Source organism: Microvirga roseola, from assembly GCF_020866965.1.
In the GTDB taxonomy this organism is placed as follows: domain Bacteria; phylum Pseudomonadota; class Alphaproteobacteria; order Rhizobiales; family Beijerinckiaceae; genus Microvirga; species Microvirga roseola.
Genome location: NZ_JAJATX010000019.1, coordinates 1 through 12,691 on the forward strand (window position 1 = coordinate 1; position 12,691 = coordinate 12,691).

Annotated in this window: 14 protein-coding genes; 10 read left to right on the forward strand and 4 right to left on the reverse strand. The window is 63.6% G+C overall.

Features of this window, described 5'->3' with window-relative positions:
* Positions 1–82: 82 nt before the first annotated feature.
* Positions 83–586 (reverse strand): pyridoxamine 5'-phosphate oxidase family protein, encoded by a 504-nt coding sequence (locus LG661_RS12895; RefSeq protein ID WP_230532311.1) that lies wholly within the window; start codon positions 584–586, stop codon positions 83–85.
* 350 nt (positions 587–936) lie between these two features.
* Here LG661_RS12895 and LG661_RS12900 point away from each other — a divergent pair, with 350 nt between their 5' ends.
* Genes LG661_RS12900 through LG661_RS12910 form a run of 3 tightly spaced genes read left to right on the forward strand, consistent with a single transcriptional unit; the run spans position 937 to position 2,970 of the window.
* The gene (locus LG661_RS12900; RefSeq protein ID WP_230532312.1) at positions 937–2,064 is read left to right on the forward strand and encodes an Mrp/NBP35 family ATP-binding protein; all 1,128 of its coding nucleotides are present in this window, start codon (positions 937–939) and stop codon (positions 2,062–2,064) included.
* A 10-nt stretch (positions 2,065–2,074) separates the two neighbouring features.
* Positions 2,075–2,707: a molybdenum cofactor guanylyltransferase MobA gene (gene mobA, locus LG661_RS12905; RefSeq protein WP_230532313.1), complete on the forward strand. Its 633-nt coding sequence runs from the start codon at positions 2,075–2,077 to the stop codon at positions 2,705–2,707.
* 35 nt (positions 2,708–2,742) lie between these two features.
* Positions 2,743–2,970: a sulfurtransferase TusA family protein gene (locus tag LG661_RS12910; protein ID WP_230532314.1), complete on the forward strand. Its 228-nt coding sequence runs from the start codon at positions 2,743–2,745 to the stop codon at positions 2,968–2,970.
* A 43-nt stretch (positions 2,971–3,013) separates the two neighbouring features.
* Here LG661_RS12910 and LG661_RS12915 read toward each other — a convergent pair whose 3' ends face one another.
* Positions 3,014–3,187: a CsbD family protein gene (locus LG661_RS12915; RefSeq protein WP_230532315.1), complete on the reverse strand. Its 174-nt coding sequence runs from the start codon at positions 3,185–3,187 to the stop codon at positions 3,014–3,016.
* 350 nt (positions 3,188–3,537) lie between these two features.
* Here LG661_RS12915 and LG661_RS12920 point away from each other — a divergent pair, with 350 nt between their 5' ends.
* Positions 3,538–4,203, forward strand: coding sequence for a sensor histidine kinase (locus LG661_RS12920; protein WP_230532316.1), 666 nt, complete (start codon positions 3,538–3,540; stop codon positions 4,201–4,203).
* 140 nt (positions 4,204–4,343) lie between these two features.
* Here LG661_RS12920 and LG661_RS12925 read toward each other — a convergent pair whose 3' ends face one another.
* Positions 4,344–5,597: a glycerate kinase type-2 family protein gene (locus LG661_RS12925; protein ID WP_230532317.1), complete on the reverse strand. Its 1,254-nt coding sequence runs from the start codon at positions 5,595–5,597 to the stop codon at positions 4,344–4,346.
* A gap of 36 nt (positions 5,598–5,633) precedes the next feature.
* Positions 5,634–6,680, reverse strand: a complete 1,047-nt coding sequence (locus LG661_RS12930) for an aldose epimerase family protein (protein ID WP_230532318.1) — start codon at positions 6,678–6,680, stop codon at positions 5,634–5,636.
* Between the two features lie 270 nt (positions 6,681–6,950).
* On the opposite strand from LG661_RS12930, the gene LG661_RS12935 reads away from it, so the two are divergent.
* The 6 genes from LG661_RS12935 to LG661_RS12960 all read left to right on the forward strand — a co-directional run bounded on the left by LG661_RS12935 (position 6,951) and on the right by LG661_RS12960 (position 12,646).
* Positions 6,951–7,748 carry an HAD family hydrolase gene (locus tag LG661_RS12935; protein WP_230532319.1) on the forward strand — a complete coding sequence of 266 codons (798 nt, stop codon included), beginning with the start codon at positions 6,951–6,953 and terminating at the stop codon, positions 7,746–7,748.
* A 218-nt stretch (positions 7,749–7,966) separates the two neighbouring features.
* Complete coding sequence (locus tag LG661_RS12940) at positions 7,967–9,175, forward strand: ABC transporter substrate-binding protein (RefSeq protein WP_407666707.1); 1,209 nt, start codon at positions 7,967–7,969, stop codon at positions 9,173–9,175.
* 136 nt (positions 9,176–9,311) lie between these two features.
* Complete coding sequence (locus tag LG661_RS12945) at positions 9,312–10,070, forward strand: ABC transporter ATP-binding protein (protein ID WP_230532320.1); 759 nt, start codon at positions 9,312–9,314, stop codon at positions 10,068–10,070.
* Positions 10,063–10,770 (forward strand): ABC transporter ATP-binding protein, encoded by a 708-nt coding sequence (locus LG661_RS12950; RefSeq protein ID WP_230532321.1) that lies wholly within the window; start codon positions 10,063–10,065, stop codon positions 10,768–10,770. The genes LG661_RS12945 and LG661_RS12950 overlap by 8 nt, the downstream gene beginning before the upstream one ends.
* Positions 10,771–10,779: 9 nt before the next feature.
* Positions 10,780–11,667, forward strand: a complete 888-nt coding sequence (locus LG661_RS12955) for a branched-chain amino acid ABC transporter permease (RefSeq protein WP_230532322.1) — start codon at positions 10,780–10,782, stop codon at positions 11,665–11,667.
* A gap of 4 nt (positions 11,668–11,671) precedes the next feature.
* The gene (locus tag LG661_RS12960; RefSeq protein ID WP_230532323.1) at positions 11,672–12,646 is read left to right on the forward strand and encodes a branched-chain amino acid ABC transporter permease; all 975 of its coding nucleotides are present in this window, start codon (positions 11,672–11,674) and stop codon (positions 12,644–12,646) included.
* Positions 12,647–12,691 lie beyond the last annotated feature (45 nt).

Consider the following 12,691-nt stretch of genomic DNA (forward strand, 5'->3'; position numbering starts at 1 on the left):
CCTCCGAGCTGTCGAACATGCTCGGCACACAAGCAAAAGGCGCCGCAAAGCGACCCCGATTCTCTCGTTCCTTTGAAAGGCGTCAGCCCAGGTTGACCTTCGCTTGATCACCCGGATCGGGCTGCTGGCCCGTCGTGACGGCTTTCGCATAGCCATAGAGATGCACCAGGGTCGAGGACGGGCTGTCCCAGTATTCCCCTTTCACCGGGTGGACACGAATGAGCGCGATCTGCGGATCATCGGTGCCTTTCGGGAACCACGCCCGCAGGGGCTCGGACCACTTCTCCTCGATCTTGGCCTTGTCTCTCACGATCTCGGCCTTGCCCGACACTGAGACATAGTTCTGGTCATCGGGATCGGCATAGGCGAGGTTGACCTCGCTATCACGGGAGATCTCCGTCATCTTGGGCGACTGGATCTGGGTGAAGAACCAGAGATCCCCATGCTCGTCCGCCTGCTGGCTGTACATGGGACGGCTATGGAGGGTGCCATCGGTATCGACGGTGGTCATCATGGCGATCTTTACGTCCTTGATCAGTTCGTAAAGCTTGGCAGCATTCGGATCGTTGTGGCCGTGCTGGTGCATTCTCGTCTCCTCGATCTCGTCACAAGCCCTCGGGCAAGCGGCAAGAGGAGTTGCCACCAGCCTTTGCCCCGCTGCGACACGACGCGGGCAACCGGCCGGCTAGGACCGGCTCTCAAGGGACACGGTGGACAACGGACGAGCTATGGTTTGGTTTCGGGGCGCAGGAGGCTCCCGATCAAAGGCCTGAGAGCCATTGGGATCCTGATGGCGGATGAAGACTGTCGCTGTGGTGGATGAGGCGCGAGAGCAACTTTCCCAATGCCTCTTTTAGTTCGGGCCCTTAACGAACCCCCTCTCAACCTTTAGATGACACAGCAGACCGTGCCTCGAGCGGTCCCGGAGGTATGAACGTGGTGATTTCTCGCGATCATGTGCTGCAAGCCCTATCGACCGTGCCTGTGGACGCGGGCGGAACGAACCTCGTCGCCTCGGGGAGACTGTCAGACGTGGTGGTGGACGATGTGGGACGCGTCATGTTCTCGATCACGATCAGCCCCGCCGAAGCCCCTCAAATGGAGCATGTGCGCCAGGCTGCCGAAACAGTCATTCAGGGGCTGCCCGGCGTGAAAGGCGTCTTCGCCAGCCTCACCGCCGACAAGCCGGCTGGCTCCGGCGGCCCAGCTCCGTCCCCGGCAGCAGCCCAACGCCCGCGCTCGGCAGCCCAACCGAAGAACCAGCGAATTCCCGGAGTGCAGCATGTCATCGCAGTCGCCTCCGGCAAGGGCGGCGTGGGCAAGTCGACGACGGCATGCAACCTCGCCCTCGGGCTCAAGGCCGTCGGGGTCAGGGTCGGCCTGCTCGATGCGGACATCTATGGCCCTTCCATGCCGAAACTCTTGGGCATCCAGGGCAAGCCACGCCTACTCGACAACCGCATTCTTGAGCCCATGGAGGCCTATGGCATCAAGGTCATGTCCATCGGCTTCCTGGTGGAGGAAGAGGCGGCCATGATCTGGCGCGGGCCGATGGTCATGTCGGCGATCACCCAGATGCTGCGGGAGGTCGCCTGGGGCGATCTCGATGTGCTGGTGGTCGATATGCCACCGGGCACCGGCGATGCACAACTCACCATGGCGCAGGCGACACCGCTGGCCGGCGCCGTCATTGTCTCGACGCCGCAGGACCTGGCGCTCATCGACGCCCGGCGCGGCGTTTCCATGTTCAAGCGAGTGGAGGTCCCGATCCTCGGCATCGTCGAGAACATGGCCACCTTTGTGTGCCCCCATTGCGGGCAGAGCTCACACATCTTCGGCCATGGCGGCGCACGCACGGAAGCGGAGCGCCTCGGCGTTCCCTTCTTAGGGGAGGTCCCGCTCAACATGTCGATCCGCGAGTTGTCGGATGCGGGGCGGCCCGTCGTCGCTGTCGATCCGGAGGGACCCCACGCCAGGATCTATAAGGACATGGCGCAGCAGGTCTGGACAACCCTCTCAGGCGGCAGTGCCGCGCGGCCCGCCCCCCGCATCGTGATCGAGTGATTTCCGCCCTATGCCCTCCTGCCCTCCCACTCTGGGCGTCATCCTGGCAGGCGGTTTGGCCCGGCGCATGGGCGGAGGTGACAAGCCTCTGCTGAAGCTAAAGGGCAGCTCTCTTCTGGCCCATGCCGTCTCGCGCCTCACGCCGCAGTGCCAGGGCGTGATCCTTAGCGCCAATGGCGACCCGTCCCGGTTTGAGAAGGCTGGCCTGCCTGTCGTAACGGATTCTCTTCCCGGTCACCTAGGACCGCTTGCAGGCATTCTCGCCGCCCTCGAATGGACCGCCCTGCACCGGCCGTCCATCGAATGGGTGGCGAGCGCTCCGGGAGATACGCCCTTTCTGCCGGGAGATCTGGTGCCGCGGCTGCATGAGGCACGTCAAGCAGGCGGGCGGATGCTCGCCTGCGCCTCATCCGGTCCGCGGGATCATCCGGTCATCGGTCTCTGGCCCGTCGCCCTGCGACACGACCTTCGCGATGCCATAACTGTCAAAGGCCTGCGAAGCGTCCGAGACTGGAGCGGTCTTCATGGCGTAGCCAAGGCGCTCTGGCCCTGCGAACCCTTCGATCCGTTCTTCAACATCAACACGCCGGAAGACCTGATCGAAGCGGAAGCTCTTGTTGAGCGGCATGGCATCGCAATCTAAGAAGCGGCTTTGGAGCATTGAACGGGAATCACGCGATGATCGAATTGGATCTGTCGGGACTGAAATGTCCGCTGCCCGTTCTGCGTACCCGAAAGGTTCTTCTCACCCTTTCTCCCGGAGAGCGCCTGCAGGTGATCTCCACCGACCCCCTGGCAGGAATCGACATTCCCAACCTCATCCGGGAGACGGGCGATGTTCTGGAAAGCCAGAAGCAGGAGGATTCCCGGTTGATCTTCCTGGTCCGTAAGACAGCCCCCGCATGACTATGGCCCGGTCAGAACCGGGCCATAGTCGGCGCAAACTCGGTTACTTATTGCGAAGGGAATCCTTCATTCCGCCGATGGTGTTTTGAATTTTGCCCTCGGCCTTATCCATCTTGCCTTCGCTCTGCATTTTCGAGTCGCCGGTCATTTTGCCGACACCTTCCTTGATGCGGCCCTTCATGTGCTTCATGCTGCCTTCAGTACGATCATCGTTCATGCCTATTCTCCTCAAGCAAACAACTTGAGGAAAGAACGATCAAGAAAGTTAAGGGTTGCCCTAAATTCCATTTCGACCTTGAAAATCGGATGCACCTACAGCTTGTATGCTTGTCTATTGGGCAAATCATCTTACCTCAGCCGGTAAAATTGGCACTAAAAGATAGGCTGTGACTTGCACATCAGACCTGAGCACTGGATCATGTTGGCCAAGTCTTACCTGCCAGCCCTGTTCACCAAAAACGAAATTTCTCCTCTTTCAAAACAGTGAGGGGTGGACATGCCGGACCGCTACGCTAGGTCAGGAACCTTCTATCAAATATAAGGTTATAATGATTCCAACGAGTGCCCGTGCCTACTTCCAGAAAGTCTTCCAAGCAGCCGCACAAGCCTGCAGGCTCCTCGAGGAGCCGGGCGGGCCAGGGCCGCGCTTCGCCACCGGTCGATCGCATGGCCCTTCTGGCGCACCAGATCAGGACACCTCTGGCGACCGTCACCAGCTTGGCACAGGGCCTCATGCGACGGGCCGATCACCTGAGCATCGACGAGATCCGGGGGCGTGCCGAAAAGATCTGGCGCGCCAGCCGGCGGGTTGACGAACTCGTCGAGACGATCATGTCCTACACGCGCCTGAATGCTGGCGCGATGACGCTCAACCTCAGCTCGTTCAATCTGGACGCTTTGATACGCCGCGTCTGCCGTGAGGAAAGCAGCCACGAGCCGCACCGCCCGTTCAGCATCGACCTGCAGGGCCTCCCTACGCGGTTTCTGGGCGACCCCGTTCTTCTGGAGCAGGCCCTCGCAATTCTTCTGTCGAACGCGATGAAGTACTCGCCGCCGGAGGGCCCCATCAGCGTTACCGGCCGTGTCAGCGATGAAGGCATCGTCACCGTCTCCGTCAAGGGCAAAGGGATCGGGATTTCCGAGCGGGACCTTCCTTTTCTCATGCAGCCCTTTTTCCGGGGGCAGAACGCCAAGAATATCCCGGGCACTGGCCTTGGCCTGAGCCTAGCCTAGCCTGGCATGTTCTCCGTCTTCACGACGGCAGCCTGGAGGTGCAAAGCCGCGAAGGCCACGGAACGACCGTGACCATGATGCTGCCGAAGGAGAGCCCCTCCGGATACGCGAACAGCATCTGAGCGGGAGCGACGCGCTCCTCACTTGCGGATGAGGATGCCGCGGAAGTCGTTCACGTTGGTAAGGGTCGGCCCCGTCACGACGAGCCTGTCGAGCTCGGCGAACGCCGTATAGGCATCATTGCGGTCGAGATGCAGGGCAAGATCGATGCCCCTCGCCCGCGCCTGATCGTACAGGCTTGGATCGAACCAGGCTCCCGCGTTATCCTCCGACCCGTCGATGCCATCGGTATCGCAGGCGATCGCGGAGGCGGAAGGCCCGCCTTTCAGCGCCAGGGCCAGCGCCAGCAGAAATTCCGCATTGCGCCCGCCCTGTCCCTGACCACGCACCGTCACCGTCGTTTCGCCGCCGGAGAGAAGGACGCAGGGCGGACCGACAGGCTCGCCATGCATAAGGACGGACCTCGCAATGCCCGCCATTGTGCGGCCGACCTCCCGCGCCTCACCCTCGACCGCATCGCCGAGGATGAGGGGTGTGAGACCGAACTCCCGCGCTTTTGCTGCAGCAGAATCGAGCGCCATCTTCGGGGTGGCGAGCATGTGGACCGCGCCGCCGGAGGCCGGCAGGTCAATGGCGTTTCGCCTGACAGCTTCTTCCACATGAAGCGGCACGTCGATGTCATAGCGGCGCAGGATGGACAGGGCCGTCTCCGGATCGATGCGTTCCGGAATGGTCGGACCGGAGCCGATGCTGGACGGGTCATCTCCGGGCACGTCCGAGATCAGATAGGTGACGAGCTGCGCCTGCCCCACGGCGGCCGCGAGCCTGCCGCCCTTTATGGCGGACAGGGACTTGCGCACGAGGTTCATCTCCCCGATGGGAGCGCCGGATTTCAGGAGCGCCCGGTTGAGCGCCTGCTTGTCGGCGAGGCTCACCCCTTCGACGGGCAGGGACAGGAGCGCCGACGCTCCGCCCGAGATGAGGCAGACGACGAGGTCGTCGGGGCCGGCCTCCCTCGCCAGCGCCAGGATGCGCCTGGCCGCCTGCAGCCCTGCCTCATCGGGCACCGGATGAGACGCTTCGACGATCTCGACGGAGCGGGTCGGGGCCGCATGGCCGTATCGGGTGACGACCAGCCCTTCGCAGGTGCCGCCGACCCGCGCCCAGGCCTCCTCGAAGGCCGCCGCCATGCGCGCCGAGGCCTTGCCGGCGCCAAGAACAATGGTCCGGCCCTTCGGCTTTTCGGGCAGGACCGCATCGAACTTTCCCTCGGGGAGAGCTGCGTTCAGGGCGGCCTCGAAGAGTGTCCGCAGGATTTCGGCATCGTTCGGCATGGTGTCACTCTACGATAGAAACCGCATTCGTGAAGATCAGGTCGTTAAGAACGGAATCCGCATGCGATGGCGATAGGTCTCGCCGGGCCTGAGCACTGCGGAGGGAAAATGCGGCACGTTCGGCGCGTTGGGATAAATCTGCGTCTCGAGGGCGAAGCCTGCATGCTTGCCGTAGGCTGCGCCGCCCTTGCCGATGGCGGGCTGCTTCTCGAAATGATTGGCCGTATAGAACTGCACGCCCGGCTGGTCGGTCCAGATCTCCAGCCCGCGGCCCGATTGCGGATCGACGGCCCGCGCCGCGCGGCGGAACGCTCCTCCTTCGCTGTTCAGGCAAAAATTGTGGTCGTAGCCGGCCTCCGGCAGCTGCGAGGTGTCGTCGATCATCGCGCCGATGGGCTTCGCCGTTCTGAAGTCGAAGGCCGTTCCGGCGACGGGCGCGATCTCACCCGTGGGGATCTTGCCGGGGCCGACCGGAGTGTAGCAATCCGCCTCGATCATCAGGTGCTGATCGCGAATCGAGCCGGAGCCGTGGCCCGCCAGATTCCAATATCCGTGGTAGGCCATGTTGACGATGGTCGGCCGGTCCGTCGCGGCCTCCATGACGATCTCCAGGGCCGGCTCATCCACGAGCAGGCGGTAGGTCGCGGATGCGCGGACCTCCCCGGGATAGCCCTCGTCCCCGTCAGGCCGGACGAGGGTCATGCGGACGGCATGGCCGGACGAATCCGCCTCCGCCGTCCAGACCCGCTTGTTGAAACCCCTGAACCCGCCATGGAGGTGGCTCGGCGGCTCGTTGGGCGACAGGACGTACGTGTGGCCGTCGAGGGAGAACTGCGCATCGGCGATGCGGTTGGCGTAGCGCCCGCAGATCGCCCCTGCGGAGCCGCGGTAGCGGGTATAGGATTCGATGTCGTCGTAGCCGAGGACGATGTCCTCCACCCTGCCCTGCCGGTCGGGGGCGTGGAGCTGGCTCAAGGCCGCTGCATAGGTGATGACGCTGGCCCTCAGAGAGCCGGCCTCGATCTCATAGGCCTCGACCGGCTGTCCATCGAATTCGCCGAAGGCCTTCCTCGTAACACCCATCCCGTCTTCCTGCCTGAGAGCTTGCCTGGATGGGCATTCCAACCATGAATGCCCGCCCGTGAACAGGCCCGGACGGGCGTATCCCCTCGAACATGCGCGACGGGCCTGCGTCCTCTTCCAAGGGTCTTTGACCCTGGCAGTCGTTGTGCTTAAAGCCACGATCTTAGCCGCCTTAGGATCACGAGAACGGCTTGAACGGAGCCGAAGGAAGTCCCTGCCCATGTCCAAGATCCGCCAGCACCACATCCGCTCTTCTGTGGAAGCCCAGGCATGAAGCCCCTGTCCCAGCTGTCCCTCGACCGGGCGCGCAAGGTCCGTGTCGTCCTCACCGACATCGACGATACGGTCACCACGGAGGGGATGCTCACGGCGAAGGCCTATGCCGCGCTCGAACGGCTGCAGCGCGCCGGATTTCTCGTGATCCCCGTGACGGGCCGCCCGGCCGGCTGGTGCGATCACATCGCCCGCATGTGGCCGGTAGATGCCGTGGTGGGAGAAAACGGCGCCTTCTCTTTCCGCTATGATCGGGCGGCCCGGAAGATGCACCAGCATTTCTGGGCAGCGCCTGAGGAGTTGAAGCGGAACCGGGAAAAGCTCGACGCCATCGAGAGGGAGGTCCTCGCCTCCGTGCCGGGCTCGGCGCTCGCCAGCGATCAGCCTTACCGGCTTGCGGATCTCGCCATCGACTTCTGCGAGGACGTGCCCGCCCTCCCGGAAGCGGACGTGGACCGGATCGTCTCCGTCTTCGAGAAGGCGGGCGCGCAGGCCAAGGTCAGCTCCATTCATGTGAACGGCTGGTTCGGCGATTACAATAAGTTGAGCATGGCGAGGACCCTGCTGGCGGACGCGTTCGACATGGCCTGGGCCGAGGCGCAGGAGGCCGTGGTCTATGCGGGCGACTCGCCCAATGACGAGCCGATGTTCGCGGCCTTTCCGCTCAGCGTGGGCGTAGCGAATATCAACGCCTTCGCTCACAGGCTGACCCACAAGCCTGCCTATATCACTGAGGGCCATTCGGGCGACGGCTTCGCCGAACTGGCGACCCTGCTGCTCGGCGCGAGGCAGTGACAGCTGCTCGAGCGGGTGACTTGAGGACCAGGACCGGAGCCGGGTTGTGCTTGCAGCCCGGCGGCACAACCCCAAGGATCTCTGCGACTTAAGGATAACGCCTCTCGCATTGCTGTGGGCCAAAGCGCCCTTAGTTCCCTTGACCGTGAGCATTCGTGGCCCCACGATGCAGTCAATAAGACCGGACCACCCGGCTTCATAGGAAGGGAAGGAAATCGATGCGAATCCTCAGCAAGCTTGCGCTCGCCCTGAGCTGCACCGTCATGGCCCAGGCAGCCTATGCCCAGCAGGTCTCGAACAATGTGGTCAAGATCGGCATCCTGAACGATCAGTCCGGCGTGTACGCCGATTTCGGTGGAAAGTTTTCCGTCGAGGCGGCCCGCATGGCTGTCCAGGATTTCGGCGGGAAAGTTCTCGGCGCTCCCATCGAGATCGTCAACGCCGACCACCAGAACAAGCCTGATGTCGCGGCGAGCATCGCCCGCCAGTGGTATGACACGGAAAACGTTGACGCCATCATGGAGCTGACGACATCGTCCGTCGCTCTGGCCGTGCAGGGCCTCTCCAAGGACAAGAAGAAGATCAACATCGTCACCGGCGCCGCGACGACGGAGCTCACCGGCAAGCAGTGCTCGCCTTACGGCTTCCACTGGGCCTACGATACCCATTCGCTGGCTGTCGGCACCGGTGGCGCTCTCGTCGATCAGGGCGGCAAGAAATGGTACTTTCTGACCGCTGACTACGCCTTCGGCTATTCTCTCGAGGATCAGACCTCGCAGTTCGTGAAGGCCAAGGGCGGCGAGGTCGTCGGCTCCGTGCGCCATCCTTTGGCGGCGAGCGACTTCTCGTCCTTCCTGCTCCAGGCCCAGAGCTCGGGCGCAGACGTCATTGGTCTGGCCAATGCGGGCCTCGACACCCAGAACGCCATCAAGCAGGCCTCCGAGTTCGGCATCACGCAAGGGGGCCAGCGTCTGGCCGCTCTCCTCTTCACGCTGGCTGAAGTGAAGGGCCTCGGCGCGCAGGCCGCGCAGGGCCTGACCCTGACGGAAGGCTGGTACTGGGACCAGAGCGACGAGAACCGCGCCTTCGCCAAGCGCTTCCAGGAGAAGACCGGCCGCATGCCGAACATGATCCATGTCGGCACCTACTCCGCCGTGCTGCAGTACCTCAAGGCAATCCAGAAGGCCGGCACGGATGCCACCGAGCCAGTGGCGGAGGCCCTGCACGAGATGCCGGTGGAAGACGTGTTCGCCAAGAACGGCAAGGTGCTGCCCAACGGCCGCATGGTCTACGACATGTATCTCTTCCAGGTGAAGAAGCCCGAAGAGAGCAAGGGCGAGTGGGACCTGTACACGCAGCTTGCCAAGGTGCCCGGCGACGAAGCCTTCATCAAGGCTGCCGAGAGCGGCTGCGCTCTCACGCAGTAAGGTCGTGTGAATGCAGGGTGGGGACGGCGCGGCTGTCCCCACCGCTTGTTTTGATGATGCGGCGCTAAGGGTTTTGGCAAATGTTCTGCCTCTCCCCGAATCCGCCGATCCATTGCACGAGAGTATCGGCCGTCAAATGGTCACCAGTCAGCCTATCCTGAGCGCCACAGGCCTCACCATGGAGTTCCGCGGGTTCGTCGCCGTGAACGACGTGACGCTGTCCGTCAACGAGGGAACGATCCATGCCCTGATCGGCCCGAACGGGGCGGGCAAGACTACCGTCTTCAACCTGCTCACCAAGTTTCTCACGCCGACGCGCGGTCAGATCGTCTTCCGCGGCGAGGACATCACGCGGCTGAAGCCCGCCGAAGTGGCGCGGCACGGCCTCGTGCGCTCGTTCCAGATCTCGGCGGTGTTTCCGCACCTGACCGTACTCGACAACGTGCGCGTGGCCCTACAGCGTCCGGCCGGCCTCGCCACCCAGTTCTGGCGCTCGGCGGGCGTCCTCTCCTCCCTCGACGGCCGGGCGATGGAGCTGATCGACGCGGTGAACCTCACGCCCTATGCGGATCTGACCGCGACCGAGCTGTCTTACGGCCGCAAGCGCGCGCTCGAGATCGCAACGACGCTCGCCCTCGATCCGGCCATGCTCCTCCTCGATGAGCCCATGGCCGGCATGGGGCATGAGGATATCGGCCGCATTTCCGACCTGATCCGCCGCATCGCCCGTGACCGCACGGTGCTGATGGTGGAGCACAACCTGAATGTGGTGGCGGATCTGTGCGACCGCGTCACCGTTCTGGCCCGCGGCGAGATCCTGGCCGACGGCTCCTACGACGCCGTCAGCGCCGATCCGCGGGTGCGCGAAGCGTATATGGGAACCGAGCATGAGTAACGCGCCCCTTCTCGAAGTCCGCGGGCTCAATGCCTGGTACGGCGAGAGCCACGTCCTCCATGGCGTCGATCTCGACATTCGCGAGGGTGAGACCGTGACCCTGCTCGGGCGCAACGGCGCGGGCAAGACCACCACCCTGCGGTCCATCATGGGGATCCTCCGCCTGCGTGAAGGCGCGATCCGCCTGCGTGGCGAGGACATCCTCGGCCTGCCGCTGCACAAGGTGGCGCAGGCCGGGATCGGCTATGTCCCAGAGGAGCGCGGCATCTTCGCGAGCCTCAACGTCTCCGAGAACCTGACGCTGCCGCCGACCGTGTCGAAGGACGGCATGAGCGTGGAGGAGATCTACGAGCTTTTCCCCAATCTCTATGAGCGGCGCAGCAGTCAGGGCACGAAGCTCTCCGGCGGCGAGCAGCAGATGCTGGCGATCGCCCGTGTGCTGAGGACGGGCGCGAAGGTTATCCTCCTCGACGAACCGACCGAGGGGCTTGCGCCCGTGATCGTGCAGCGCATCGGAGACGTTCTGACGGCCCTGAAGAAGCGCGGCATGACGATCCTGCTCGTGGAGCAGAACTTTCGCTTCGCCCGGAAGGTGGCCGACCGTTTCTACCTGATGGAGGATGGGCGCATGGTGAACGCGTTCCCCGGGCACGAGCTCGATGCGCGCATGGACGAACTCCACGAAGTGCTGGGAGTGTAACAGGGCGTCATGAGCACTATTTTCGGAATTCCCGCTCCCGCTCTCTTCGGCCAGATCCTGATCGGCCTCATCAACGGCTCCTTCTATGCCCTGCTCAGCCTTGGGCTGGCGGTGATCTTCGGCCTGCTGCGGATCATCAATTTCGCCCATGGCGCACAGTACATGCTCGGAGCCTTCGCGGCCTATCTGCTGCTGACCTATGCCGGGATTGGCTACTGGCCGTCGCTCATCCTCGCTCCCCTGCTCGTGGGCCTGCTGGCGGTCGTGATCGAGAAGACCATGCTGAGCCGCCTCTACGGCGTCGATCCGCTCTACGGTCTGCTCCTGACCTTCGGACTCGCGCTCATTCTGGAAGGCCTGTTCCGCTACTGGTTCGGGGCGGCGGGCCAGCCCTATGCAGCGCCGCAGCAGCTGGTGGGCGCATATAATCTCGGCTTCATGTTCATGCCCATCTACCGGGGCTGGGTCGTCATCGCGTCCCTCGTCGTCTGTATCGGCACATGGCTCTTGATCGAGAAGACGCGGCTCGGCGCGTATCTTCGCGCCGCCACGGAAAACGCGACTCTGGTCCAGGCCTTCGGCGTGAACGTGCCGCGGCTCCTGACCCTCACCTACGGCCTGGGGGCCGCACTTGCCGCGATCGCAGGCGTGCTGGCCGCGCCGATCTACCAGGTCAGCCCTCTCATGGGCACGAACATCATCATCGTGGTCTTCGCCGTGGTCGTGGTCGGCGGCATGGGCTCGATCCTCGGCGCCATCATCACGGGCTACATGCTCGGCGTGCTCGAGGGCCTGACCAAGGTCTTCTATCCGGAAGCGTCGAACATCGTTATCTTCGTCATCATGGCCATCGTTCTGCTCGTCAGGCCGGCAGGTCTCTTCGGGCGGGAGGAGTAACATCATGGCTGTCGATACGCAGTACTACGCGGCCCAGCCCAGGTTTCGCACGTCAGCCGTCGTGTTCGGCGTGATCGCGATTGCAGCCCTGCTGGCAGCGCCATTCTTCTTCTATCCCGTGCTGCTGATGAGCATGCTGTGCTTCGCGCTCTTTGCCTGCGCGTTCAACCTTCTCATCGGCTATGTCGGTCTCCTCTCCTTCGGCCATGCAGCCTTCTTCGGGGGCGCGGCCTATTTCGCCGCGCATGCCGCCAAGGTCTGGGGCTGGGATCCGCTCGGCGCCGTCCTGCTCGGCGCGGCGGGAGCAGCGGGAATGGGCCTCGCGATCGGCTTTCTCGCCATCCGTCGCCAGGGCATCTACTTCGCCATGATCACTCTCGCGCTGTCCCAGATGTTCGCCTTCATCTGCCTCCAGGTGCCTTTCACCCATGGCGAGGACGGCATCCAGGGGGTGCCCCGCGGGGAGCTCCTCGGGCTCGTGGATCTCAACGAACCGCTCGCCATGTACTACTTCACCCTGGCGATCTTCCTGTTCGGCTTCTTCGCTATCTGGCGCATCGTCCACTCGCCCTTCGGCAATATCCTCAAGGCGATCCGCGAGAACGAGAGGCGCGCCATCTCCCTGGGCTATCGGGTCGACCGCTACAAGCTGGGGGCCTTCGTCATGTCGGCGGCGCTTGCCGGGCTTGCCGGCGGCACGAAGGCCATCGTGTTCCAGTTCGCGACGCTGACCGACGTGCAGTGGCAGATGTCGGGCGAGGTGATCCTGATGACCCTGCTCGGGGGCATCGGCACGATGGTGGGCCCGGCCGTCGGCGCGGCCCTGGTGGTGGCCCTGCAGAACTACCTCGCCGCCTCGAACTTCCCGGTGACGGTGCTGATCGGCATCATCTTCGTCGTCTGCGTGCTGGTGTTCCGCCGCGGCATCGTGGGCGAGATCCTGGAGCTCGCCAGGCGCAGGTCAAAGGACGCCAAATAAGTTAATATCGGCGCATCTTGCGGGTGCCGGGGGAATCCGCGCCCG

Excerpts from the sequence above, each read along its gene's own strand:
- LG661_RS12895 (WP_230532311.1), bottom strand. The coding sequence starts at position 586 with ATGCACCAGCACGGCCACAACGATCCGAATGCTGCCAAGCTTTACGAA.
- mobA (WP_230532313.1), top strand. The coding sequence starts at position 2,075 with ATGCCCTCCTGCCCTCCCACTCTGGGCGTCATCCTGGCAGGCGGTTTG.
- LG661_RS12910 (WP_230532314.1), top strand. The coding sequence starts at position 2,743 with ATGATCGAATTGGATCTGTCGGGACTGAAATGTCCGCTGCCCGTTCTG.
- LG661_RS12915 (WP_230532315.1), bottom strand. The coding sequence starts at position 3,187 with ATGAACGATGATCGTACTGAAGGCAGCATGAAGCACATGAAGGGCCGC.
- LG661_RS12925 (WP_230532317.1), bottom strand. The coding sequence starts at position 5,597 with ATGCCGAACGATGCCGAAATCCTGCGGACACTCTTCGAGGCCGCCCTG.
- LG661_RS12930 (WP_230532318.1), bottom strand. The coding sequence starts at position 6,680 with ATGGGTGTTACGAGGAAGGCCTTCGGCGAATTCGATGGACAGCCGGTC.
- LG661_RS12935 (WP_230532319.1), top strand. The coding sequence starts at position 6,951 with ATGAAGCCCCTGTCCCAGCTGTCCCTCGACCGGGCGCGCAAGGTCCGT.
- LG661_RS12940 (WP_407666707.1), top strand. The coding sequence starts at position 7,967 with ATGCGAATCCTCAGCAAGCTTGCGCTCGCCCTGAGCTGCACCGTCATG.
- LG661_RS12945 (WP_230532320.1), top strand. The coding sequence starts at position 9,312 with ATGGTCACCAGTCAGCCTATCCTGAGCGCCACAGGCCTCACCATGGAG.
- LG661_RS12950 (WP_230532321.1), top strand. The coding sequence starts at position 10,063 with ATGAGTAACGCGCCCCTTCTCGAAGTCCGCGGGCTCAATGCCTGGTAC.
- LG661_RS12955 (WP_230532322.1), top strand. The coding sequence starts at position 10,780 with ATGAGCACTATTTTCGGAATTCCCGCTCCCGCTCTCTTCGGCCAGATC.
- LG661_RS12960 (WP_230532323.1), top strand. The coding sequence starts at position 11,672 with ATGGCTGTCGATACGCAGTACTACGCGGCCCAGCCCAGGTTTCGCACG.